At 64.0% G+C, this 22542-nt stretch carries 17 protein-coding genes; 7 read left to right on the top strand and 10 right to left on the bottom strand.

Annotation, left to right across the window (positions count from 1 at the left end):
- Positions 1–6 precede the first annotated feature (6 nt).
- Together BLV45_RS01495 and BLV45_RS01490 are read right to left on the bottom strand one after the other, a co-directional pair.
- Positions 7–1374, bottom strand: a complete 1368-nt coding sequence (locus tag BLV45_RS01495; RefSeq protein WP_090527952.1) for a peptidylprolyl isomerase — start codon at positions 1372–1374, stop codon at positions 7–9.
- A gap of 67 nt (positions 1375–1441) precedes the next feature.
- Positions 1442–3808: an LPS-assembly protein LptD gene (locus BLV45_RS01490; RefSeq protein WP_090527949.1), complete on the bottom strand. Its 2367-nt coding sequence runs from the start codon at positions 3806–3808 to the stop codon at positions 1442–1444.
- 223 nt (positions 3809–4031) lie between these two features.
- Here BLV45_RS01490 and BLV45_RS01485 point away from each other — a divergent pair, with 223 nt between their 5' ends.
- Together BLV45_RS01485 and murU are read left to right on the top strand one after the other, a co-directional pair.
- Complete coding sequence (locus BLV45_RS01485) at positions 4032–5147, top strand: aminoglycoside phosphotransferase family protein (protein ID WP_245753092.1); 1116 nt, start codon at positions 4032–4034, stop codon at positions 5145–5147.
- 48 nt (positions 5148–5195) lie between these two features.
- The gene (murU, locus tag BLV45_RS01480; RefSeq protein WP_090530931.1) at positions 5196–5888 is read left to right on the top strand and encodes an N-acetylmuramate alpha-1-phosphate uridylyltransferase MurU; all 693 of its coding nucleotides are present in this window, start codon (positions 5196–5198) and stop codon (positions 5886–5888) included.
- Positions 5889–5996: 108 nt separating this feature from the next.
- On the opposite strand, the gene BLV45_RS01475 is transcribed toward murU, so the two are convergent.
- Positions 5997–7892: an ABCB family ABC transporter ATP-binding protein/permease gene (locus BLV45_RS01475; protein WP_090527944.1), complete on the bottom strand. Its 1896-nt coding sequence runs from the start codon at positions 7890–7892 to the stop codon at positions 5997–5999.
- Positions 7893–8126: 234 nt separating this feature from the next.
- Between BLV45_RS01475 and BLV45_RS01470 the strand changes: the two genes are divergently transcribed.
- From BLV45_RS01470 to BLV45_RS01455, 4 genes are all read left to right on the top strand, one after another.
- On the top strand, positions 8127–8522 hold the full coding sequence (locus BLV45_RS01470; RefSeq protein WP_090527941.1) for an acyl-CoA thioesterase: 396 nt from the start codon (positions 8127–8129) through the stop codon (positions 8520–8522).
- 228 nt (positions 8523–8750) lie between these two features.
- Complete coding sequence (locus tag BLV45_RS01465) at positions 8751–9305, top strand: PAAR domain-containing protein (protein WP_090527938.1); 555 nt, start codon at positions 8751–8753, stop codon at positions 9303–9305.
- Between the two features lie 92 nt (positions 9306–9397).
- Complete coding sequence (locus tag BLV45_RS01460; protein WP_245753091.1) at positions 9398–9943, top strand: type VI secretion system amidase effector protein Tae4; 546 nt, start codon at positions 9398–9400, stop codon at positions 9941–9943.
- Positions 9940–10260 (top strand): hypothetical protein, encoded by a 321-nt coding sequence (locus BLV45_RS01455; RefSeq protein ID WP_090527931.1) that lies wholly within the window; start codon positions 9940–9942, stop codon positions 10258–10260. Before BLV45_RS01460 ends, BLV45_RS01455 begins: the two co-directional genes overlap by 4 nt.
- 27 nt (positions 10261–10287) lie before the next feature.
- Here BLV45_RS01455 and BLV45_RS01450 read toward each other — a convergent pair whose 3' ends face one another.
- Both BLV45_RS01450 and BLV45_RS01445 read right to left on the bottom strand, forming a co-directional pair.
- Positions 10288–13401 (bottom strand): sensor domain-containing protein, encoded by a 3114-nt coding sequence (locus BLV45_RS01450; RefSeq protein WP_090527928.1) that lies wholly within the window; start codon positions 13399–13401, stop codon positions 10288–10290.
- A gap of 218 nt (positions 13402–13619) precedes the next feature.
- Complete coding sequence (locus BLV45_RS01445) at positions 13620–14114, bottom strand: nitrate reductase associated protein (protein ID WP_090527925.1); 495 nt, start codon at positions 14112–14114, stop codon at positions 13620–13622.
- Positions 14115–14245: 131 nt separating this feature from the next.
- Here BLV45_RS01445 and fdhD point away from each other — a divergent pair, with 131 nt between their 5' ends.
- Positions 14246–15067 (top strand): formate dehydrogenase accessory sulfurtransferase FdhD, encoded by an 822-nt coding sequence (fdhD, locus tag BLV45_RS01440; RefSeq protein WP_090527922.1) that lies wholly within the window; start codon positions 14246–14248, stop codon positions 15065–15067.
- A gap of 65 nt (positions 15068–15132) precedes the next feature.
- On the opposite strand, the gene BLV45_RS01435 is transcribed toward fdhD, so the two are convergent.
- From BLV45_RS01435 to BLV45_RS01415, 5 genes are all read right to left on the bottom strand, one after another.
- A complete protein-coding gene (locus BLV45_RS01435) occupies positions 15133–15897 on the bottom strand; it encodes an enoyl-CoA hydratase (RefSeq protein WP_090527919.1) in 765 nt (254 codons plus the stop codon).
- Positions 15898–16010: 113 nt separating this feature from the next.
- Entirely contained in the window at positions 16011–17210 is a 1200-nt protein-coding gene (locus BLV45_RS01430; RefSeq protein ID WP_090527916.1) for an acetyl-CoA C-acyltransferase, read from the bottom strand.
- Between the two features lie 279 nt (positions 17211–17489).
- Positions 17490–19925 carry a 3-hydroxyacyl-CoA dehydrogenase/enoyl-CoA hydratase family protein gene (locus BLV45_RS01425; RefSeq protein WP_090527913.1) on the bottom strand — a complete coding sequence of 812 codons (2436 nt, stop codon included), beginning with the start codon at positions 19923–19925 and terminating at the stop codon, positions 17490–17492.
- Positions 19926–20035: 110 nt separating this feature from the next.
- Entirely contained in the window at positions 20036–21823 is a 1788-nt protein-coding gene (locus tag BLV45_RS01420) for an acyl-CoA dehydrogenase C-terminal domain-containing protein (RefSeq protein ID WP_090527909.1), read from the bottom strand.
- A gap of 117 nt (positions 21824–21940) precedes the next feature.
- On the bottom strand, positions 21941–22540 hold the full coding sequence (locus BLV45_RS01415; RefSeq protein ID WP_090527906.1) for a TetR/AcrR family transcriptional regulator: 600 nt from the start codon (positions 22538–22540) through the stop codon (positions 21941–21943).
- Positions 22541–22542: the final 2 nt, after the last annotated feature.

Below are 22542 nucleotides of genomic sequence, written 5' to 3'. Positions count from 1 at the left end.
TGACCGTTACTGCGCGCCCGGCTGGTCGATCTTGAAGTCGACGTACGCCGTGTCGCGCAGTTCGCGCAGCCAGTCGGCGTAGGCCTGCTCGGCCTTGCGCTGGCCGATTGCCTGACGCGCCAGATCCATCTGATGCGAAATCGAGCCCTCGGCTTCGCGGCGGCCCAGCACCTGGATCAGGTGATAGCCGTACTCGCTGCGCACCGGATCGCTGATCTGGCCGTCCTTCAGCGAATTCATCGCGCGCTCGAATTCCGGCACCGTTTCGCCCGGGCTGATCCAGCCGAGATCGCCGCCCTGCTGCGCCGAGCCGTCCTGCGAATACGTGCGCGCGAACTTGTCGAAGTCACCGCCGCTCTCCAGGATTTCACGCTTGATATCGAGCAGCTTCTGGCGCGCTTGCGGCTCCGACATGCCGTCGCCGACGCGCAGCAGGATGTGGCGCACGTGCGTCTGCACGAGCTTCGATGCGTCGGCCGAAGCCGAGCCCTGCGAGTTGCGGCGCTCGACGAGGCGCACGATTTCAAAGCCGTCCGCCGTGCGGATCACCGACGGACTCACCTCGCCCGGACGCAGCGTCGAGGCCGCCGTGACGAACTCGGGCGGCAGCTTCGACTGCGACAGGAAGCCCATGTCGCCGCCCTTCGCCGCGTCGGGCGCCTGCGAGTTCGACTTCGCGAGCCTTTCGAAATTCGCGCCGCCGGTGGCTTGCTGCAACAGCGCCTGCGCACGTTGCTGCGCCGCTTCGATGTCCGTTTCCGGCGCGTTCTGCGGGGCCTTCAGCAGGATGTGCTCGAAGTGCAGGTCGCTGGTCTGGCCAGGGTTCGGTCCGCGCTGGCTCGCGATGTAGTTCGCGACTTCGCCGTCCGTCACCGTGACCTTGCTGTCCACTTCCTTCTCACGCAGCTTCGAGAGCGTCAGTTCCGTACGCGCGTCGTTCGTGAACACGGTCCAGGGCACGCCTTCCGCCTCGATCCGCGAGCGGTAGACGTCGAGCGTCAGGCCGTTCGACTGCGCGAGACGCTCGAGCGTGCGCTGCACGGCCGCGTCGTCGACGACGATGCCGTCTTCTTTCGCGCGCTGAAGCTGGATGCGTTCGAGCACCATCTGGTTCAGCACCTGCGTGCGCAGCTGGTCGGCCGGCGGCACCGGTGCGTTCTGTTGCGTGAGCCGCCGTGAAATCAGGCCGACGCGCTGGTCGAGCTCGCGCTGCGTGATGACCCCGTTGTTCACCACGGCTGCGATCGTGTCGACTGTCGCGCCGTTATTGTTGCCGAGCGCCTGTGCCTCAGCGGATGAAACCGGCAGAAAGGACGCCACGGCGGCGAGACCCGCTGCGAGCGTTGCGAGGCGAAGCTTTTTCATGATTGCCACAGATACTCCAGTGATGTCGGGCGCGCCCCGCCCGTTTTTTCGCATTTTATAAATGACCGGACGACGGTCATTCGTAGTTGGTGAAACGCGACTGAGGCGGCGTGCCCGTCGGCAGCGGCGTGTAACCCGGCACGCTGGCGCGGAACGCCGAGATCAGCCCGTTGTCGACGTTCGACAAGCCCTTCAACGTCAGCTGCGCGAGGAACTTCGTGCTCGACGTCTGGGTACCCGATGTGTTCAGCCCGTTTGCATAACGCTGAAAACCAACGCCAAGCGTCCAGCAATCGGCATCGTATTGCAGGCCGATCAGGCCGTCGACCAGCCGGTGCCCGCCCAGGTCGTAGTTCAGGCGCGCGACGCTGTAGACACGATGCGTCAGCGGCCACTGCCCCGACACCAGGATCTGGTTGATCGGCTGGTTGTCGAGCGTGGTGTTCGCGCGCGTGTAGCGGTACGCGATGTTGATCACCTTGCCCGATGCCGGACTGAAGCCGAAACCGACGCTGGTTTTGGTCAGCTGATTGTTGTCGGCATTATATTGGAACGCGGTTTCCGACGCGAAACCGGCCCCGAGCTTCAGCGACGCGCCCGCGATCAGGTCCGAATGCGTCGCCTGCGCGGTCGACTGACCCGGCAGCAGCGTGACGCGCTGATCCTGGAAGTAATACTGCTGCGCGATCACGAAGCGCGCGCGTTCGTCGCCGGTGGCCGGGTTGATGAAGCGCGTCGTGAGAGCGGCCGTCAGCCGGTTCGCATCCGCGATCCGGTCGCCGCCGACAAACGTGTTCGGCGTGAAGATTTCCGCGAGACCGAAGTCGGAATCGGCGGTATCGAAGAGCGGCGCGAACTGCTGGTTGCGATACGGCGTGTAGACGTAGTAGAGCCGCGGCTCCAGCGTCTGGATGTAATCCTCGCCGAAGAGCCGCACCGAGCGGTCGAACACCAGCCCGGTGTCGAAGCTGAACGTCGGGATCGACTCGGTGAAATTCTTCGGCTGTCCGGCCGGCGCGCCCGTCCCGATGTTGCTGAGATCGTACGACGCGAAGTGCCACTGCACCTTCGGCGTGACGAAGTAACCTGGCCCCACGACCGAATACGACAGGTACGGGTTGAACATCAACCGCTGACCTTCGGTCGCGTTGTCCTGCGTGATCTTGAAGCGCGTGTAGTCGGCTTCCGCACCGAAGTCGAAGCCGTCGACGTTGTACTTCGTGTACTTCACGTTCAACTGCGGCTCGCGCGAATACGGCGGCACCGACGGTTCGAGCGTCTGCCAGTGCTGCTCGCGCGCGAGCACGGACCACGGGCCGTTGTTGTACGTGAGGCCGGCTTCCTGCTGGTACAGCAGCTGCGTGCCGTTCAGGAACTGGTTCGACGTCGACGAAAGGTCTTCCGGATAGGTATTGTCCGAAACCTTGTTGTAATAGACGTACCCGGCGAATCCGTTGCCGAAGTTCTGGTTGTGCTGCAGGTAGATCGCGTAGCGGTCGGTCTTCGTGATCGCGTCGTGCGGCAGGAATTCACCGGTGATCGTGCCGCTGTAAGTCGGCGACAGATAGCGGAACGACGCCTGCGTCTGGACCCCGCGCTTCGAGATGATCCGCGGTGTCAGCGTCAGGTCGCGATTCGGCGCGATGTTGAAGTAATACGGAACCGACAGCTCGAACCCGTTGTTCGAGCTGAGCGACGCGACCGGCGGCAGAAAACCGCTGCGCCGCTCGCCCGACAGCGGGAACGACAGCCACGGGCTCGCGAAAATCGGCAGGCCCTGGAAAAACAGCACGCCGTTATGCGCGACGCCTTCGTCCGAGCCGGTGTCGAAATCGAATTCGGTGCCCTTGATGTACCACGCCGGGTCGGTCTCGCACTGGCACGCCGTGTAGGTGCCGTGCGAGAACACGGTGCGCTCGCTGTCGAGCATGTCGACGCGCTCCGCGCTGCCGGAGCCGCCCGTCACGTTGAAGTGGTACTTCGGCGCGGGCATGTAGCCTTCGCTCGCCTCGACGCGCATGTGCGCCTCGGGGCCGGCAAACGAAATGCCGTTGTTGATGACGTGCACCGAGCCGTAGGCGTCGGCCATGTCGGTGTCTTCGTCGTAATGGAGCGCGTCGGCCTTGATCACCGACGTATAGCGGCGCACCTCGGCCGAACCCTTCGCGGCCATGTCCTGGCCGCCCGTGCCCGTGGTGGAATCGCCGAGCACGAAGGTGGCGGGCCGCTGGCCGCCCGCGACCGGGTGCTCCTCGAGCTGGGGAGCGAGCCGCAGGCCCCATGGCGCGTCGACAGGCTGCGCCTGCGCGGCGTCGCCGACCAGCTGGGCGTGCGCAAGCGCGGGCATCAGGCCCGGCACGGCGATCAACGCCGCGACGAGCCGCCTTTTGCGCGGTACGCCGTCACAAGAAGGTGTCGTTCGGAAAAGCTGTCTGGGCGGCATGTATCGTTTGGCGAATCGACCCGCCGCCAGCCCACGCCATTACTGTCCGCCGCCTGCGCAATCGGGCCATGTCAGCCAGAATGCAGGCCAATAAGCACAATCTGTCGATCGACAAGGCGGACGGTCAAACGGGATGGGCGAAAAGCTGGCGCAAGTCGCGTCAAAAAAGTCGTGGGGTATTATATGGCAAGACGTTGCCCCCCAGAATTTGCCTCGGGTTTTCATGACCTTTTCCACGCCTTCCGGCGCCAGCGCCGCCGCCTCGCCTACCTCCGACCGCCGTCTGGATCTGCTCACCACCTGGCTTCGCCCGCATGCCGACCGTTATGGCCTCGATGTGGCCTCGCTCGCGCCGGCTTCGTCGGACGCGAGTTTCCGGCGCTATTTCCGGCTCGCCGCGCGCGGTGAACATGGCGCGTCGCTGATTGCGGTCGATGCGCCGCCACCCGAGAAGTGCCGCGAGTTCGCGCAGATCGCGCAACTGCTCGCGCAGGCGAGCGTCCACGTGCCGCGCGTGCTCGAGGTCGATTTCGACGCGGGCTTCATGCTGGTCACGGATCTCGGCACGCAGTCGTACCTGCACGCCCTGACCGGCGCCCAGGTCGAAGCCCAGGCTGAAGCCCGGGTTGAAGCCCGGATCGAAGCCGGCAGCACCGTCCCGCGCACGCTGATGCGCGACGCGCTCGATGCGCTGATCCGCTGGCAGCTCGCATCGCGGGAAGGCGTCCTGCCGCCGTTCGACGAGGCGTTCCTGCGCCGCGAAATGGAATTGATGCCGGAGTGGTTTATCGAACGGCATCTGAACCAGGCCGTCGACGACAACACCCGTGGCGTGCTCGATCGCACGTTCGCGCTGCTGGTGGCGAGCGCGCGGGCGCAGCCGCAGGTGTTCATGCTGCGCGATTTCATGCCGCGCAACCTGATGATCGCGACCCCGAACCCGGGCGTGCTCGACTTCCAGGACGCCGTCCACGGCCCGATCACGTATGACGTCGCCTCCTTGTTGCGCGATGCGTTTCTGAGCTGGGACGAAGCGTTCGAGCTCGATTGCTTCGTGTACTACTGGGAGCGCGCGAAAAAAGCCGGCCTGCCGGTCGATCCCGATTTCGGCGAATTCTTCCGCCAGCTCGAATGGATGGGCCTGCAGCGGCATATCAAGGTGCTCGGGCTCTTCTGCCGGATCAACTATCGCGACGGCAAGCCGCACTACCTCGCCGACCTGCCGCGCTTTATCGGCTACGCGCGCAAGGTGGCCGAACGGTATCGTCCGCTCGGACCGTTCGCGAAGCTGCTCGACCAGCTGGAAGGCCGCGCCATCGACGTCGGCTATACGTTCTGAGCCTCTTCACCCAGGACCGCCCCCTCTGTGAATTCCCTGAAGAAAGCGATGATTTTTGCCGCGGGACGCGGCGAGCGGATGCGTCCGCTGACGGATTCGCGCCCCAAGCCGCTGCTCGAAGCCGGCGGCCGCGCGTTGATCGAGTGGCAGGTCGAGCGGCTCGCGCGGGCCGGCTTTGACACCATCGTGATCAATCACGCGTGGCTTGGCGAGCAGATCGAAGCCGCGCTCGGCGACGGCTCGCGCTGGAACGTCGCGCTGCGCTATTCGCCTGAAGACGAAGCGCTGGAGACGGCGGGCGGCATTGCACAAGCCCGGCCGCTGCTGGAAGACGCGGGCAAGCCGGAAATCTTCGTCGCGGTCAGCGGCGACGTGTACGCGGATTTCGACTACGGCACGCTCGATGCTCACGCCGCGCGGCTCGCCACGCTGCCCGAACCGGGCATGCATCTCGTGATGGTGCCGAATCCGGCGTTTCATCCGGCGGGGGATTTTGGGCTTGTCGACGGCGTGCTTTCGCTCGATGCGTCGCCGCGTTTCACGTTCGGCAACATCGGGCTGTACGACACGCGGATGTTCAGCGACCTGCAACCCGGCACGCGCCGCGCGCTGAAGCCCTACTACCGCGACGCGATCGCCCATGGGCGCGCGACGGGCGAACTGTACGAAGGATTGTGGGAAAACGTCGGCACACCGGCGCAGTTGCAGGCGCTCGACAAAACGCTCACGGCACGCCGCTAGCGAGCCGTGGCCGCGCCGCGCTGTCGTCGCGCGACGGGGTTGCAACAGCCACGGCGGCGGCATTCACCTGCGCCTGATCGCGAGGCGCGAATCCACGGCTATCGCGCGTCAGTGCCCGGCGCTGCCCGCTTCGGCTGCCGGCTCCGCCGCCTCGTCCGCGTGTTCCGCGCGTTGCTGCTGCAACGCCCACATCTGCGCGAACAGACCGCCCGCGCGCACCAGTTCCGCATGCGTGCCGCGTTCGACGATCCGTCCGCGATCCATCACGATAATCTGCTGCGCGTGGACGACCGTCGACAACCGGTGCGCGATGATGAGCGTCGTGCGCTCGCGGGCGATCTGGTCGAGCTCGTGCTGGATCGCGCGTTCGGAGCGCGAGTCGAGCGCGGACGTCGCTTCGTCGAAGATCAGGATCGGCGGATTCTTCAGGATCGTGCGCGCAATCGCGACGCGCTGTTTCTCGCCGCCCGACAGCTTCAGGCCCCGCTCGCCCACCGGCGTCTCGTAGCCCTTCGGCAGCCCTTCGATGAAATCGTGAATGTGCGCCGCGCGCGCCGCCGCGATCACTTCGTCGCGCGTCGCCGCCGGGTGGCCGTAGGCGATGTTGTAGTAGATCGTGTCGTTAAAGAGCACCGTATCCTGCGGCACGATGCCGATCGACGCGCGCAGCGAAGCCTGCGTCACGTCGCGGATATCCTGGCCGTCGATCGTGATCGCGCCGCCCGTTGCGCGGTCGAGATCGTAGAAGCGGAACATCAGGCGCGCGAGCGTCGACTTGCCCGAGCCGCTATGTCCGACGACCGCCGTCGTCGTGCCGGCCGGAATCGTGAAGCTCACGTCGTGCAGAATCTGGCGCTCGGGTTCGTACGAGAAATTCACGTGATCGAGCCGCACCTGCGCGCCGCGCACGGTGAGCGCGGACGCGTTCTCCATGTCGGGCACTTCCTGCGCGGCGCCGAGCAGCGTGAACATGCGGTCCATATCGGTGAGACTCTGCTTGAGCTCGCGATACACCACGCCGAGGAAATTCAGCGGAATGTAGAGCTGCAGCATGAACGTGTTGATCAGCACGAGATCGCCGAGCGTGACCTTGCCCGCCATGACGCCTTGCGTCGCGCGCCACAGGATGAACACGAGGCCCGTGCCGATGATCGTCTGCTGGCCGAAATTCAGCGCCGACAGCGAGTTCTGCGACTTGATCGCCGCCGCGCGATAGCGCTTCAGGTTTTCGTCGTAGCGCTTCGCTTCCCACTCTTCATTGCCGAAGTATTTGACCGTTTCGTAGTTGAGCAGCGAATCGATGGCGCGTGAATTCGCGCGCGAATCGAGGTCGTTCATCGTGCGACGGAAATGCGTGCGCCATTCGGTCACTTTCACGGTGAACGTGATGTACGCGGCGAGCGCGATAAACGTGACGATCGCGTAATACGCCTCGTATTTGACGACGAAAAATCCCAGCACGAGCCCGACTTCGACGAGCGTCGGCAGGATGCTGTAGAGCGAATACGAAATGAGCTGCGTGATGCCGCGCGTGCCGCGTTCGATGTCGCGCGACATGCCGCCCGTCTGCCGCTCCAGATGAAACCGCAGCGAGAGCGCATGCAGATGCCGGAACACTTTCAGCGCGAGTTGCCGCACCGCGCTTTCGGTCACCTTCGAAAACAGGATTTCGCGCAGTTCGGTGAAAAGCGACGTGGACAGCCGCACCACCGCGTACGCGACCACGAGCAGCCCGACGCCGCCTAGCAGCACGATGCCTGGCGCGTGATCCGCGCGCCCGAGCGCCGTCAGGTGCTGCACTGACACGAGACTGTCGATGATCCGCTTCATCACGATCGGCACGCCAAGGTTCGCGACCTTCGCGCCGATCAGGCAGCTGAGCGCGAACGTCACGCGCCACTTGTACGTCGCGAGATACGGCAGCAGCGAGAGGATCGTCTGCCAGTCGTTGCGCGGCTGGGTCGAGATCGGCGAAGGCTCGGACGAGGCGGAATAACGGCGCATGAAGGTCGGCTGTGGGGAGGGGGATCGACTGTATCGGAGTGCGCCTGCCCGCAGGCTTCCGGCTTGTGCGCTTTCCCGTACAATTCCTGATCTTCCTATTGTCGCAGAAGCCGGCTGGCGCCGCTTTCGCCGCGCTGGCCGGGCACCGGCCACGCCGACGGCGCGAAAAGCGTGTCTCTTCCGTATGAAGCGAAGCCAGCCGGCACGAAGCCAACCCGCTCCCTGGATGTCACGATGACCCAAAATCTCCAACTCCCGCAAAAGCCGCCTGCTCTGCGTGTCGTCCCGCAACCGTCGGATTCGAACGTGCATGGCGACGTGTTCGGCGGCTGGATCATGGCGCAGGTCGACATCGCCGGATCGATCCCGGCGAGCCGCCGCGCGAACGGCCGCGTCGCGACGATCGCGGTCAATTCGTTCGTGTTCAAGCAGCCGGTTTTTGTCGGCGACCTGCTGAGCTTTTACGCGGATATCGTGAAGACGGGCAATACGTCGGTCACGGTTTCGGTTGAGGTGTACGCGCAGCGTATGAGCCTCGCCGAGCACGTCGTGAAGGTGACCGAAGCGACGCTCACGTATGTCGCGACCGACAGCGACCGTCGTCCGCGGGCGTTGCCGGCGCTGGATTGAGTCGTCCATTTGTGTTTCGGGATGGTAGTTCCCGAATTCGCAGCGACAAGCCGCACGTCGCGTCGGCGATTTCCTTCGCGCATGTTCTGACTGTATTGCGCGTCCCATACAGAGTCTCGCCGTACGCGTTGAGCCACCACAATTCTTGACAATCCCGAGATGGCAGCCTGCTAGCGTGGCAGACAATCAAATTGTCTGGCTTCGCAAAAGCCAATCCCGGAGGTTCCTATGGAGCGACACAACTGCGTTCAGGGCGACAAGACGACGACAGGTGGCTATATCGTCGGCGCGGCCGATATGCGGATGACAAACAAAGAGAAGGCACTGGCCCTGGAGGGCGACGAAGTCTATTGCCCGGCGTGCAAAACGACGGGACGCATCCTTTGTGTCGGACCACATCACAACAACTCGCTCCACGGCAGGAAAGATGCCCTCGAAGGCGATCTCTGCATGTGCAGGTGTGACCCGAAGCCGCAACTCATTGCTTCCATGACGAACGTGAAACACCGTTTCACTCATGAGGAACTCGTTGCCCTGGGCTACGCAAAGTCTCCCGTGGAGACCGGATTTGCCGGTGAAGTGGGACTGTTCGACGAGCAGGTACAGCTCTCGCGGTCAATCCATGGTCGTGATCTGGCTGGCTTGCCCTTCCTTGTTCAAACTAAAGATGGCCGACGTTTCGGCGGACAACTGGATTCGAACGGTCAGTTGCCGCGTATCGCAACCGAAGGGCCAGGAATGTACGAGATTTTCTGGGGTGACGAAGCCCTTGCAAGGGTTTGACCATGCCGCAGCATGTGCCCGCAGCCGGCCGCCACACGGTCAGGACCAACTCGACACCAGGCTCCGTTCTCAGCCTGCAAGTGCAGCCTGTTATGTTTCAGCAACTATGGGACAACTATGCAACAGGAAATCCCTATGACGATCCGACAGGTGCTTATTCGAACCAGTGCGCAATTCGAATGAGCGTCACACTGCACCGTGCCGGAATTGACATGAAGTCCTTTTCGTCGAAAGTGGTAAAGCCGGCTGCGGGAAAAACAGGCATCGGACGGATCGTCCTCAACGGCAAACCCACGGCAACCCGCGCCGACGAACTGGCTCAGTGGCTCAGTCTCAAGCCTTTCGCCGGCCTGCCAGCCAGGCCCGAAAACATCAGCGGCGCGGACTGGCAGCGCGCAGTCGCAAGACGCACCGGTATCATATTTTTTGGCGGCTACTGGCGCCGCGACGGTGAATCGGAAGAGTCAGCATCAGGTGGCCATATCGATCTCTGGAATGGCAGCAGACTGACGAGCAACGGCTTTTTCGGGACTATCGAAACATTCATGCGATTCAGGCTGAATATCCAGAACCCATGGATACCGATGTACTCGGATCTTCGAAACTCGAAGGTCATTCTTTTCTTCGAGATCAAATGATGCGCCGCACTGTCGTGGTGGTTGCGGGCAGCATGATCGGACTGCTGATCGGGTGCCTGTTCGACCTTATACCGGTTGCGATCGAGAAATCGACCGGTGTCTATCTATGCAGGGAATCCTGTCCGCCATGGTTCAGGCTAGGGTCACTTTGCGTCTATCTGGTTGTGCCCATTGTCTGGGCCGTCCTTCCTGCATTTTCCGCCGGGGAATCCGCAGCACGAACAGTGCGCGCAGTGATGGCTTTCGCTATCGGCTCCAGCGCACTGATGCTGGCAATCACATGGTTTGCCTATGCGCACCAGGCGCAACTGATATAGAAGCGGCGAAGATGCTGGCGGGAACATCTAGGTGCCTGCCACCTCCTGCGCCGCCTCCTGCCGCAACAACGCCGGAACCGCCTCGTGCGGCATCGGCTTCGCGAAATAGAAGCCCTGCATTTCGTCGCAGGCACGCTCGCGCAGGAAGTCGAGTTGCGCCGACGTCTCCACGCCCTCCGCGATTACCTGCAGTTTCAGCGAGTGCGCGAGCGCGATGATCGCTGACGTGATCGCCTCATCGTCGCTCGATGCGCCGATATCCGACACGAACGAGCGGTCGATCTTCAGGCGGTCAACCGGGAAACGCTTCAGATAGCTCAGGCTCGAATAACCGGTGCCGAAGTCGTCGATGGCGAGACCGATGCCCAGCGCGTGCAGTTCGGTGAGCATCGTCACGGCGTCCTCGGCGTTGCGCATGATCGTGCTCTCGGTCAGTTCGAGTTCGAGATACTTCGGTTCGAGCCCCGTCTGCGCGAGCACCTGCTTGACGAGCACCGCGATGTCGCGCTGCTCGAATTGCCGCGCCGACAGGTTCACCGACACGCGCGCCGGCGGCAAGCCCGCGTCCTGCCACGCCTTGTTCTGGCGGCACGCCTCGTGGAGCACCCATTCCGACAGCGGCCCGATCAGCCCGCTTTCTTCCGCCACCGGAATGAACGATGCCGGCGACACCAGCCCGGCTTCCGGATCGAGCCAGCGCACGAGCGCTTCCATCCCGACAATCCGCCCGCTCGCGATATCCACCTGCGGCTGGTAATGCAGCAGGAATTCGCCGTCGCGCAGCGCGCGCCGCAAATGCCGCTCGAGGTTCATCCGCGCGCTCGCGTTCGCGTTCATCTCCGGCTGGAAGAACTGGAACGTGTTGCGGCCCATCTCCTTCGCGCGGTACATCGCGAGGTCGGCCTTTTTCATCAGCGTTTCGGCATCGTGCCCGTCCTGCGGGAAGAGGCTCGCGCCCAGGCTGCAGCCCACATACAGTTCGGTGCCGTCGAGCCAGACCGGCTCCGAGATCAACGCGCGCACGCGCTCCATCCACGCAATCAGAAACTGTTCGTCGACGGTGTCGGTCATCACGATCACGAACTCGTCGCCGCCGTGACGCGCGACCGTGTCGCTCGCCCGCGCGCAACGCGCGAGCCGCTCCGCGACCACGCCGAGCAGCCGGTCGCCGACGCTGTGTCCGAGGCTGTCGTTCACGTTCTTGAAGCCGTCGAGATCGATGAACACCACCGCCACGCCCCGCTCGCGACGCTGCGCGGCGATCAGCGCGTGTTGCAGCCGGTCGCGCAGCAGGTTGCGGTTCGGCAGGCGCGTGAGGCTGTCGTAATTCGCCTGGTATTCGAGCTGCTCCTGATAGCGGATCAGTTCGGTCACGTCGTTGATGACGCCGATGTGGTGCGTCGTCTGGCCGTCGGCGTTCGGCACCGGCGCGATGAACAGCTGGTTCCAGAAGAGCGCGCCGTCCTTGCGGTAATTGCGCAGCACGGCGCTCACCTCGCGATTGGCGGCGAGCCCCTGGCGAATCGCGGCGAGCCCTTCCTGATCGCGGTCGTCACGCTGCAGCAGGCGGCAATCCTGGCCCAGCACCTCGGCCGGATCGTAGCCCGTGATGCGCTTGAACGCGGGGTTCACATATTCGATCAGGTTGCCGGTTTCCGCCGGCCCGGTGATCAGGATCGCGTTCACGCTCGCGTCGAGCGCACGGCTTTGCAGGCGCAGCGCGAGATCCGAACGCTTGCGCTCGGTGACGTCCGTGTACGAGCCGAGCACGCCGATCACGCTGCCGTCGCTGTCGGTGAACGGCAGCTTGCTCGTGACGGTCGTGCGATGCACGCCGTCGAGCACAAGATCGAACTCGAAGTTCATCTTCGGCACGCTCGACGCGATCACTTCCGCGTCGTGCATACGTATGTCCGGCGCGAGTTCGCGCCACGGCATGTCGAAGTCCGTCTTGCCGATCACCTGCTCCGGCCAGGCCAGCCCGGCGTCGCGCGCGAACGCCATGTTGCAGCCGAGATAGCGCGATTCGCGATCCTTCCAGAAGATGCGCTGCGGAATGTTGTCGATGACGGTTTCCAGCATCTGGTTCGAACGCTGCGCCTCGGCTTCGGCGTTGATCTGTTCGGTGACGTCGTCGGCCAGCACGAAAAACGCCGGGCGGCCGGCGAAACTCAGCGCGTGATACGAAATGTCGACGCTGATCAGCGAGCCGTCCTTGCGACGATGACGCCACACGCCGGCCATCGTCCGTCCGCTGGCCGGCACGACATCGCTGCGCTGCAGATGCGACTCCAGCCGCGCGACTTCCGCGACCGGGCGGATCGCGCGGATCGTCATCGCGAGGAATTCGGTTTCGGAATAGCCGTACTGCTGCACGGCCGCGCCGTTCACCGCGAGAAAGCGCAGCGTCTCGCGATCGAAGATGTACATCGGCACCGGATGCGCGTCGAACAGGCCGCGAAAGCGCTCGTCATTGCGGCGCAGCGCCCGCACGATGCGGATCTTTTCGCGCGCGGCGCTCTCGCGCACGCCGAACGTGTAGATCAGGAGCGCGCTGCCGGCGAGCGTCGTGACGAACAGGAACAGCATCGCGACCTGGGTCGCCTTCGCCGATTCGTTGAGCGCGACCTCCAGCGCCCGGTCCTCGTCGTTACGCATCGCCGTCAGGCCGGAATCGAACGCGTCGAGTTGCGTGGCGAGGCGCGTGTATTCGACTGCCGCCCACGCCCGCGAAGCATCGAGCCCCGGTTGCGCGGCTCGCGCGAGCGCCGTGTCGACGCCGCGCTGCAACCCGCGCGAGGCCGGCACGAGCCGGCCGAGGCTGTCGATCTGACGCGGCTCGGCGTCGAACCGGGCGCGCAGCGATGCCTCCAGTCTGCTGAGTTCGACGGCCCGGCCTGTGGCGGCGTCGGCGGGCTCGATGGCGCCGGATGCCTCGAAACGGCCGAGCGCGGCCAGCCCGCCTTCGAGCGTTTCCCGCCAGGCATCGAGATCCTGCTTGACGCTCATCGAGCGCAAGGTCCGCTCGTCCGCGGCGCGCTGGCCGCAGATCTGCGTGTAGGCAACAAAAGCGTTCGCGCCGACGGCCGCGGCGACGACTGCCAGATTAATCAGCAGCCGCTTCGAAAAGAGATAAGTCATGAGTTCCGAACGTCGGGTCGTTCTGCGGGCGGAAAGCCCGGGCTGGCCTGCTTTTCGCAGCCGTGTACGGCGGCACGAACGCGGGTCTTTTGCGCGCTAACTTCTGGTTAACGACCGGTTTCGGAGGAGATTGAGGGTTGGCCGGGAAATAATCCGGCGCGGATGACCGCGACCCGGCCGTGATATCCGGCCATGACCCGCCTTGCCGCTTCGGGCGTTCAGCGCAGGTCGTGTCCGGAAGCCGCGATGCCGAACTCGGTCATCGCCGGGATGAAATCGTGATTGCCTTCTGGCTTGCGCGACAGCTTGGCGAGCACATAACGCTGGAACGGATTGAGGCGTGCCCATTGCTCGGGCGTCGGCGCCCGCAGCCGCGCGACGAGCGACTGATGCACGACGCCATCCGGCACTGCTTCGGCGTTGCGCCAGGCGGGCGTTTCTTCTGGCGTGAACCACTCCGGCTCGACATTCGCGTGCGTGCGCAGCATTTCGAAGAGCGCGTGATCGAAATTCGGCTCGATGGCGGCGTCTTCCTCGACCGGAAAACGTGCCAGCAGCGCACGGTCTTCGTGCGGCAGCATCTGCCACTGCGCGAGCGAGATGCGCAGGCCGAAACGGTCGAGATTGAAGCGCACGGACATCGGAATAAAGGTGAGATTCTCCGATGAAGCAACTTCGAAGTTGAAGAGGAGTGGCGCTTCGTTGAGTCCCATTTCAGTTTCCTCGTTGGTGGCGGGCAACGCGTGGTGCCAGCTTGAGGTATTTTAGAACCTTATTCGCGGGCCGGAGACGCATTGGCGCATCGGCCGCGCATCCCGCTTGCGGCAATTCAAGGAGTGGACGCTTGAACGAACTGGAAACCACCGGCCAGCCCGGCGCCGTCGAGCAGATCGTGCGCCGGCATCGGGGAGAGTCGGTCGAAACGCTCGCCGATCATGTCGGTCAGGAATGGCCCGTCGCGCTCGTTTTCAACGGCATTTCACATGCCGTGATGATGTGTACGCCGCGCGACCTCGAGGCGTTTGCCGTCGGCTTCGCGATTTCGGAAGGCATTGTCGGGCGCAGCAGCGACATTCAGGACATCGAGGTGGCCTGCTTCGACGGCGAGATGCCGTACGCCGAGGTGCATCTGACGGTCGTGCAGCAGGCGTTTGTCGCGCTGAAGGAGAAACGCCGCGCGCTCGCGGGGCGCACGGGCTGCGGCGTCTGCGGGATCGAAAGTATCGATCTGCTCGATCTGCAGCCGGAAGTGGTGCCGGATACCGGCTTCCTGACACGGCTCGCGCCCGACGCGATTGCATGCGCCGCGCGCGCATTGCCGGCCCATCAGGCGCTGACGAAACTGACGGGCGGCCTGCACGCGGCCGCATGGTGCGATGCAGAAGGCGCGATCCGCTACGCGTTCGAGGACGTCGGTCGCCATAACGCGCTCGACAAGCTGATCGGGCAACTGGTGCTCGATCGCGCGGATGCGAAGGACGGCTTCGTGTTCCTGTCGAGCCGCGCGAGTTACGAGCTGGTGCGCAAGGCGGCGCGCGTCGGCATTCCGATGCTCGCGACGATTTCCGCGCCTTCTTCGCTTGCGATTGCGATTGCGAAGAAAGCGCAGCTCAGGCTGGTGAGCTTTTGCCGCGAATCCGGTTACGTCGAATACGGTACGCGGTGATCCTCGCATGACGGGCGCTGCGAGTTCATGCCGCCGCGCCCGTCATGCGCGTCGCCCGAAGACGCTCAGTCGAACTGCCGGAAATCCGGCTTGCGCTTCTCGAAGAACGCCTTGAACGCCTCGCGCGCTTCCGGCGCGAGCAGCATCTTGCCGAAATGCACGGCCTCTTCGGCGATCTGCGTCTGGATCTCGTGCTGCGCGGCGCGCTTCATCAGCGCTTTCGTCACGCGCAGCGACGAAGCGGGCAGCGACGCCAGCTTGAGCGCCTGCGCCTTCGCGAACGCGTCCACCTCGGCTGCGGGCAGCAGGCGGTTTACGAAGCCCATGCGCTGCGCTTCCTTCGCATCGAATGCCTCGCCGAGCAGCAGCTTTTCCGCCGCGCCCTGATAGCCGGCCACGCGCTGCAACAGCAACGACGAAGCCGCTTCCGGGCACAGGCCCAGTTGCGCGAACGGCAGCGAGAACGTCGCCGACTCCGCCGCATAGACCAGGTCGCAATGCAGCAGCAACGTCGTGCCGATGCCGATCGCCGGCCCCGCCACGGAAGCCACCACCGGCTTTTCCGCCGAACTGATGCCGCGCAGGAACTGGAACACCGGCGAATGCTCACCGCCCGCCGGCGATTTCATGAAATCTTCCAGATCGTTGCCGGCGCTGAAAATGCCGACGCTGCCGCGAATCAGGATCGCGCGCACGGATGCGTCGCTGTGCGCCTCAACGAGCGCGTCGGCCATCGTCTGGTACATCGCGGCCGTGATCGCATTTTTCCGCTCCGGCCGGTTAAAGGCAATCGTCAGCACGCCGTCTGCGCGCTCGACCAGAATATCCATCGCCGTCTCCTCGTTATCGCTTCGATTTCCTGAATGGAAAAAACGGTTCGCAAGCCATGAAACCCGCGAACCGTTCGTCTTTTCGTCTTGCCCGTGCGCCGTGCCGTCCGCGCTTACAGGCGTTCGATGATGCCCGCTGCGCCCATCCCCGTACCGACGCACATCGTCACCATGCCGTATCTGAAGTTACGGCGACGCAGCCCATGCACGACCGTCGACGCGCGGATCGCACCCGTCGCGCCGAGCGGGTGACCCAGCGCGATCGCGCCGCCAAGCGGGTTGATCTTCGACGGATCGAGGCCCAGGTCCTGGATCACCGCGAGCGACTGCGCGGCGAACGCTTCGTTCAGCTCGATCCAGTCCATGTCGTCGATCTTCAGGCCGGCGGCCTTCAGTGCGGCCGGAATCGCTTCCTTCGGACCGATGCCCATGATTTCCGGCGGCACGCCGCGCACCGCGAAGCTGACGAAACGGGCGAGCGGCGTCAGGTTGAATTGCTTCAGCATCTTCTCCGACACGACGATCAGCGCGCCCGCGCCGTCCGACGTCTGCGAGCTGTTGCCCGCCGTGACCGACCCCTTGTTCGCGAACACCGTACGCAACCTGGCGAGGCCTTCCATCGACGTATCGGCGCGCGGGCCTTCGTCGAGCGCGACTTCGCGTGTCGTCACCTTCACTTCGCCGGTGGCGAGATCGGGGAAGCGTTCGGTGATCGTGTACGCGGCGATTTCATCGTTGAATTCGCCCGCCTGCTGCGCGGCGATCGCGCGACGATGCGACTCGACCGAGAACTGGTCCTGCGCTTCGCGGCTGATCTTCCAGCGCTCGGCGACCCTCTCCGCGGTCAGGCCCATGCCGTAGGCGATGCCGATGTCTTCATTGCGATCGAAGATATGTGGCGACATCGACGGCTTGTTGCCCATCATCGGCACCATGCTCATCGATTCGCAGCCGCCGGCGATCATCGCGTCCGATTCGCCGACGCGGATGCGGTCCGCCGCCATCGCCAGCGCCGTCAGGCCCGACGCGCAGAAGCGGTTCACCGTCACGCCGCCCACCGTGTTCGGCAGGCCGGCCAGCAGCGCGCCCATCCGCGCGACGTTCAGGCCCTGCTCCGCCTCGGGAATCGCACAGCCGACGATCGCGTCTTCGATCACGTTCGTATCGAGGCCCGGCACCTGCGCCACGGCCGATCTGATCGCGTGTACCAGCAGTTCGTCCGGGCGTGTGTTCTTGAACATCCCGCGCGGCGCCTTGCCGATCGGCGTGCGGCTCGCGGCGACGATGTATGCGTCCTGCAATTGCTTTGCCATTTTCAAACTCCTTTGTCGACCAGAGTTGGCGCTTTAGCGCTTACTCTGGTCCCATGCAATCTGCGGTCGACCGGAGTTAGTGCTTCAGCACTTACTCCGGTCCCATGCAATCTGCGGTCGACCAGAGTTAGTGCTTTAGCTGTCGACTGGAGTTCGCGCTTTAGCGCGTTACTCCGGTCCCATGCAAAGCACTTACTCTGGTCCCATGCAATCTGCGGTCGACCGGAGTTAGTGCTTCAGCACTTACTCCGGTCCCATGCTGTCGGCACGCGTCGCGCGTTAGTTACGCACCGGCTTGCCGGTCTGCAACATCCCCATGATCCGTTCCTGCGTCTTCTGCGTACCGAGCAGATCGACGAACGCACGGCGCTCGAGTTGCAACAACCATTCTTCGTCGACGAGGCTGCCCGCTTCGACGTCGCCACCACACACGGCTTCAGCGATGCGGCTCGCGATCAGGTAATCGTGCTCGCTGATGAAGCGGCCGTCGCGCATGTTGACGAGCGATGCCTTGATCGTCGAAATGGCCGAACGTCCCGCGACCGGCACCTGCGTCACGCGCAGCGGCGCGCGGTAACCGGAAGCCGACAGCGCCCGCGCCTCCTTCTTCGCGGTGTCGAGCAGTTCGAATACGTTGAAAACGATCGTGTCGGACGGCTTCAGATAGCCCATCGCGCGCGCGTCGAGCGCCGAGGACGAGACCTTCGCCATCGCGGCGTTTTCGAACGACTTCTGCAGGAACTTCAGCAGGTCGGTTGTCGCGCCCACTTGCGTCGCGGCTTCGGCGGCACGCAGCGCGGCTTCCTTCAGGCCGCCACCCGCCGGCACGAGACCGACGCCGACTTCGACGAGACCCATGTAGCTTTCGACATGCGCGACGCGCTTCGCGCTATGCAGCGCCAGCTCGCAGCCACCGCCGAGCGCAATGCCCGACACGGCGGAAATCACCGGCACGCTCGCGTACTTCACGCGCAACATGCCCTGCTGGAACTTCTTCACGAACGGCTCGATGCCCTTCGCGCCGCCCATCATGAACGCGGGCATCGCTTCTTCGAGATTCGCGCCCGCCGAGAACGGGCCGCCCGGCGTGCCGAGCTTCAGCGACGTGGGCTGCCACACCACGAGGCCCTTGTAGTCTTTTTCGGCGAGCTCGATCGCCTGCACGAGGCCGTCGATCACCGACGGTCCGATCGTGTTCAACTTGCTCTTGAACGACACGATGAGCACGTCGTTCTCGCCCGCACGGTCGTCGACCCATGCGCGCACGGCATCGGTTTCGAACAGCGTTTTGCCGTAAGTCTTCGGGTCGGCAGCGGTTTCGCCCGCGAGCGGCGCACGAAACACCTGCCTGTCGTACACGGACAAGGTTGAACGCGGCACGAACGACTTCGAAGCCGGCGACCACGAGCCATCGTTCGTATGCACGCCACCCTTTTCCGCAACCGGCCCTTCCAGCACCCACGCCGGCAGCGGCGCGTCCGACAGCGCCTTGCCGGCGGCGATATCTTCCTGCACCCATCCGGCAACCTGTTTCCAGCCGGCCGTCTGCCAGCTTTCGAACGGGCCTTCATTCCAGCCGAAACCCCAGCGGATCGCGAGGTCGACGTCGCGCGCGTTGTCCGCGATCGATTCGAGATGCACGCCGATGTAATGGAACACGTCGCGGAAAATCGCCCACAGGAACTGCGCCTGTGGATGCTGCGATTCACGCAGCAGCTTCAGACGTTCTTCCGGCGGACGCTTCAGGATGCGGCCAATGATTTCGTCGGCCTTCGCGCCGCCGTCGACGTACCCGCCCGTCTTCGGGTCGAGCACCTTGATCGCCTTGCCTTCCTTCCTGTAGAAGCCGGCGCCGGTTTTCTGGCCGAGCGCGCCCTGCTTCACGAGTCCGGCGAGCACCGCGGGCGTCTCGTAGACCGCGAAGAACGGATCGTCCGTGAGCGTGTCCTGCATCGTCTTGATGACGTGCGCCATCGTGTCGAGACCGACCACGTCGGCGGTGCGGAACGTCGCCGACTTCGCGCGGCCGAGACGGCTGCCCGTCAGATCGTCCACTTCGTCGAAACGCAGGCCGAACTTTTGCGCTTCGGCGATCACCGCGAGGATCGAGAAAACACCGACGCGGTTCGCGATGAAGTTCGGCGTGTCTTTCGCCCGCACGACGCCCTTGCCGACCACGCTGGTCAGGAACGATTCGAGCTGGTCGAGGATTTCCGGGCGCGTGGCCGCAGTCGGGATCAGCTCGACAAGGTGCATGTAGCGCGGCGGATTGAAAAAATGCACGCCGCAAAAGCGCGACTTCAACTCATCCGAAAAGCCTTTCGACAGTTCCGTGATCGACAGGCCCGACGTGTTCGTCGCGAAGATCGCGCCCGGTGCGATATGCGGCGACACCTTCCCGTACAGGTCGTGCTTCCAGTCCATGCGCTCGGCGATCGCTTCGATCACGAGATCGCATTCTTCGAGCTTCGCGATGTCGTCGTCGTAGTTCGCGGGCTGGATGTACTGCGCGTCTTCCTTGACGCCGAACGGTGCCGGCGACAGCTTCTTCAGGTTCTCGATCGCTTTCAGCGCGATCGCGTTCTTCGGGCCTTCCTTTGCAGGAAGGTCGAACAGCAGCACGGGCACCCTGGCGTTGATCAGGTGCGCGGCGATCTGCGCGCCCATCACGCCGGCGCCGAGCACGGCTACCTTGCGAATGATCAGATTGCTCACGTCGTTCCTCCGGAGAGTTAATGCGGTATCGCCCGTCGCGCGAATGCGCGACAGGGCAAACGCGCCGCGCGGTCTGCGTGATGCTGCGCGCGGCGCGTGCCGGAATGGGTTTAGAACAGCGACTCGTCGACTTCCATCAGCGACTTCGAACCGGCGCGCGCCTGACGGATCGTCATCGCGGTTTCCGGCAGCAGCTTCGCGAAGTAGAAGCGCGCGGTGGCGAGTTTCGCCTTGTAGAACGGATCGTCCGACGCTTCGTGATCCAGCGCGATGCGTGCCATGCGCGCCCAGAAGTACGAGAACACCAGGTGGCCGACGGTACGCAGATACGGCACGGCGGCGGCGCCCACTTCGTCCGGATTCTGCATCGCCTTCATGCCGATTTCCATCGTGAGCTTCTGCACCTTTTCGCCGATGTCGGCGAGCGGGTTGATGAACTCCTGCATCTCCGGCTTGATGCCTTCGGCCTCGACGAATCCGGCGACCAGCTTGCCGAACGTCTTCATCTTCGCGCCCATGTCGCCGAGCACCTTGCGGCCCAGCAGGTCGAGCGACTGGATCGCGTTCGTGCCTTCGTAGATCATGTTGATGCGCGCGTCGCGCACGTACTGCTCCATGCCCCATTCAGCGATGAAGCCATGGCCGCCGTAGATCTGCATTGCGTGGTTCGTGCCTTCGAACGCGTTGTCCGACAGGAACGCCTTCAGGATCGGCGTGAGCAGCGCGACGAGATCGGCGGCTTCCTTGCGGACGGCTTCGTCCGCGTGCGACAGCTCCTTGTCGATGTGCAGCGCCGACCAGTACGAGAACGCGCGCGCGCCTTCCGCGTAAGCCTTCTGCGTGAGCAGCATGCGACGCACGTCCGGATGCACGATGATCGGATCGGCGGTCTTTTCCGGTGCCTTCGGGCCCGTCAGCGAACGCATCTGCAGACGTTCCTTCGCGTACGTCAGCGAGTTCTGGTACGCGACCTCGGTGAGCCCGAGGCTCTGCATGCCGACGCCGAGACGCGCCGCGTTCATCATCACGAACATCGCGTTGAGGCCCTTGTTCGGCTCACCGACGAGCCAGCCCTTCGCGCTGTCGAGATTGATCACGCAGGTTGCGTTGCCGTGAATGCCCATCTTGTGTTCGATGGAGCCGCATTTCACGCTGTTGCGCGTGCCCGGTTCACCCGCTTCATCCGGCACGAACTTCGGCACGATGAAAAGCGAAATGCCCCGGGTGCCCTTCGGTGCGTCCGGCAGGCGGGCGAGCACGAGGTGGACGATGTTCTCCGCCATGTCGTGTTCGCCGCTCGAGATGAAAATCTTCGTGCCGCTGATCGCGTACGAACCGTCGCTGTCCGGTTCGGCCTTCGTGCGCAGGATGCCGAGGTCGGTGCCGCAATGCGGCTCGGTCAGACACATCGTGCCAGTCCACGTGCCGGACACCAGCTTCGGCAGATACAGTTGCTGCAGCGCCGGCGTGCCGTGCGCGTGCAGGCATTCGTACGCACCGTGCGAGAGGCCCGGATACATCGTCCAGGCCTGGTTCGCCGAATTGAGCATTTCGTAGAGCGCGTTGTTCACGAAGGCGGGCAGCCCCTGGCCGCCGTATTCGGGATCGCAGCCGAGCGCCGGCCAGCCGGCCTCGACGTACTGCTGGTAGGCTTCCTTGAAGCCCTTCGGCGTGATCACGACGCCGTCGCCGACGTACGTGCAGCCTTCCTGGTCGCCGCTCTGGTTGAGCGGGAAGAGCACTTCGGAGCAGAACTTGCCGGCTTCCTCGAGCACCTGGTTGATCGTCTCGGCGTCGAGATCCGCGTGCTTCGGCATCTGCCTGATCTCGGCTTCGACGTTAAGCAGCTCGTGCAACACGAATTGCATGTCGCGCAACGGCGCGGCGTACTGTCCCATGACTCTTCTCCACTCCAAAGGTGTTGGCTTAAAGCGTCGCCACCAGCCAGCGTCCAGAACCTGAACCTGAACTTGAACCTGTTACGCCGACGCCCCCCGATGGACCCGGAGGCGCGGCTAGTGGCTGTTGCTTTGATACGAAACGATCAATTTATCCAGCGAGGCCCACGTCAGGCGCACGGCATCCGGCAGGTGCAGGAAGCGTGCATCGTGATGCAGGCCCAGCGTGAGGCTGTACAGTTCGAAGAGCATCAGCTGCGGATCGGCGTCCGCCCGCAGATGCCCTTCTTCTTTCGCCTGCGAAATGGCTCGCGTGAGCGCGGCGCGCCAGATGCTCACGCTCAGCACCAGTTGCTCGCGCACCGGGTTGTCCGCACGGTCGTCGTACTCGACCGCGCCGCTGATATAGATGCATCCAGTCGTGACTTCCTGAATGCGCTTCTCTATCCAGCGCGAGATCATCGCCCGCAGACGCGGCAGCCCGCGCGGTTCACGCAGGCTGGGGAAGAACACCTCCTCCTCGAAACGGTGGTGATATTCCCTGACCACTTCGACCTGCAAATCCTCGCGCGACCCAAAATGCGCGAACACGCCGCTTTTACTCATCTGCATGCGCTCGGCCAGAAGGCCGATCGTCAAACCCTCGAGTCCGTCGCGGCTGGCGAGGTCGAGTGCTGCGTCGAGAATTGCTGCTCGCGTCTGTTCGCCTTTTCGCATAG

This window comes from Paraburkholderia sartisoli, from assembly GCF_900107685.1.
Lineage (GTDB): Bacteria > Pseudomonadota > Gammaproteobacteria > Burkholderiales > Burkholderiaceae > Paraburkholderia > Paraburkholderia sartisoli.
The sequence above is the reverse complement of the archived record's forward strand: the minus strand, read 5'-3'. Positions and strand labels throughout refer to the sequence as shown.

Bases quoted from the DNA above. Each gene is read 5' to 3' on its own strand.
- BLV45_RS01470 (WP_090527941.1), top strand. From the start codon at position 8,127: ATGACCCAAAATCTCCAACTCCCGCAAAAGCCGCCTGCTCTGCGTGTC.
- BLV45_RS01490 (WP_090527949.1), bottom strand. From the start codon at position 3,808: ATGCCGCCCAGACAGCTTTTCCGAACGACACCTTCTTGTGACGGCGTA.
- BLV45_RS01420 (WP_090527909.1), bottom strand. From the start codon at position 21,823: ATGGGACAGTACGCCGCGCCGTTGCGCGACATGCAATTCGTGTTGCAC.
- BLV45_RS01445 (WP_090527925.1), bottom strand. From the start codon at position 14,114: ATGGGACTCAACGAAGCGCCACTCCTCTTCAACTTCGAAGTTGCTTCA.
- BLV45_RS01430 (WP_090527916.1), bottom strand. From the start codon at position 17,210: ATGGCAAAGCAATTGCAGGACGCATACATCGTCGCCGCGAGCCGCACG.
- BLV45_RS01450 (WP_090527928.1), bottom strand. From the start codon at position 13,401: ATGACTTATCTCTTTTCGAAGCGGCTGCTGATTAATCTGGCAGTCGTC.
- BLV45_RS01460 (WP_245753091.1), top strand. From the start codon at position 9,398: ATGTTTCAGCAACTATGGGACAACTATGCAACAGGAAATCCCTATGAC.
- BLV45_RS01455 (WP_090527931.1), top strand. From the start codon at position 9,940: ATGATGCGCCGCACTGTCGTGGTGGTTGCGGGCAGCATGATCGGACTG.
- BLV45_RS01435 (WP_090527919.1), bottom strand. From the start codon at position 15,897: ATGGATATTCTGGTCGAGCGCGCAGACGGCGTGCTGACGATTGCCTTT.
- BLV45_RS01475 (WP_090527944.1), bottom strand. From the start codon at position 7,892: ATGCGCCGTTATTCCGCCTCGTCCGAGCCTTCGCCGATCTCGACCCAG.
- BLV45_RS01465 (WP_090527938.1), top strand. From the start codon at position 8,751: ATGGAGCGACACAACTGCGTTCAGGGCGACAAGACGACGACAGGTGGC.
- BLV45_RS01415 (WP_090527906.1), bottom strand. From the start codon at position 22,540: ATGCGAAAAGGCGAACAGACGCGAGCAGCAATTCTCGACGCAGCACTC.
- murU (WP_090530931.1), top strand. From the start codon at position 5,196: ATGATTTTTGCCGCGGGACGCGGCGAGCGGATGCGTCCGCTGACGGAT.
- BLV45_RS01485 (WP_245753092.1), top strand. From the start codon at position 4,032: ATGACCTTTTCCACGCCTTCCGGCGCCAGCGCCGCCGCCTCGCCTACC.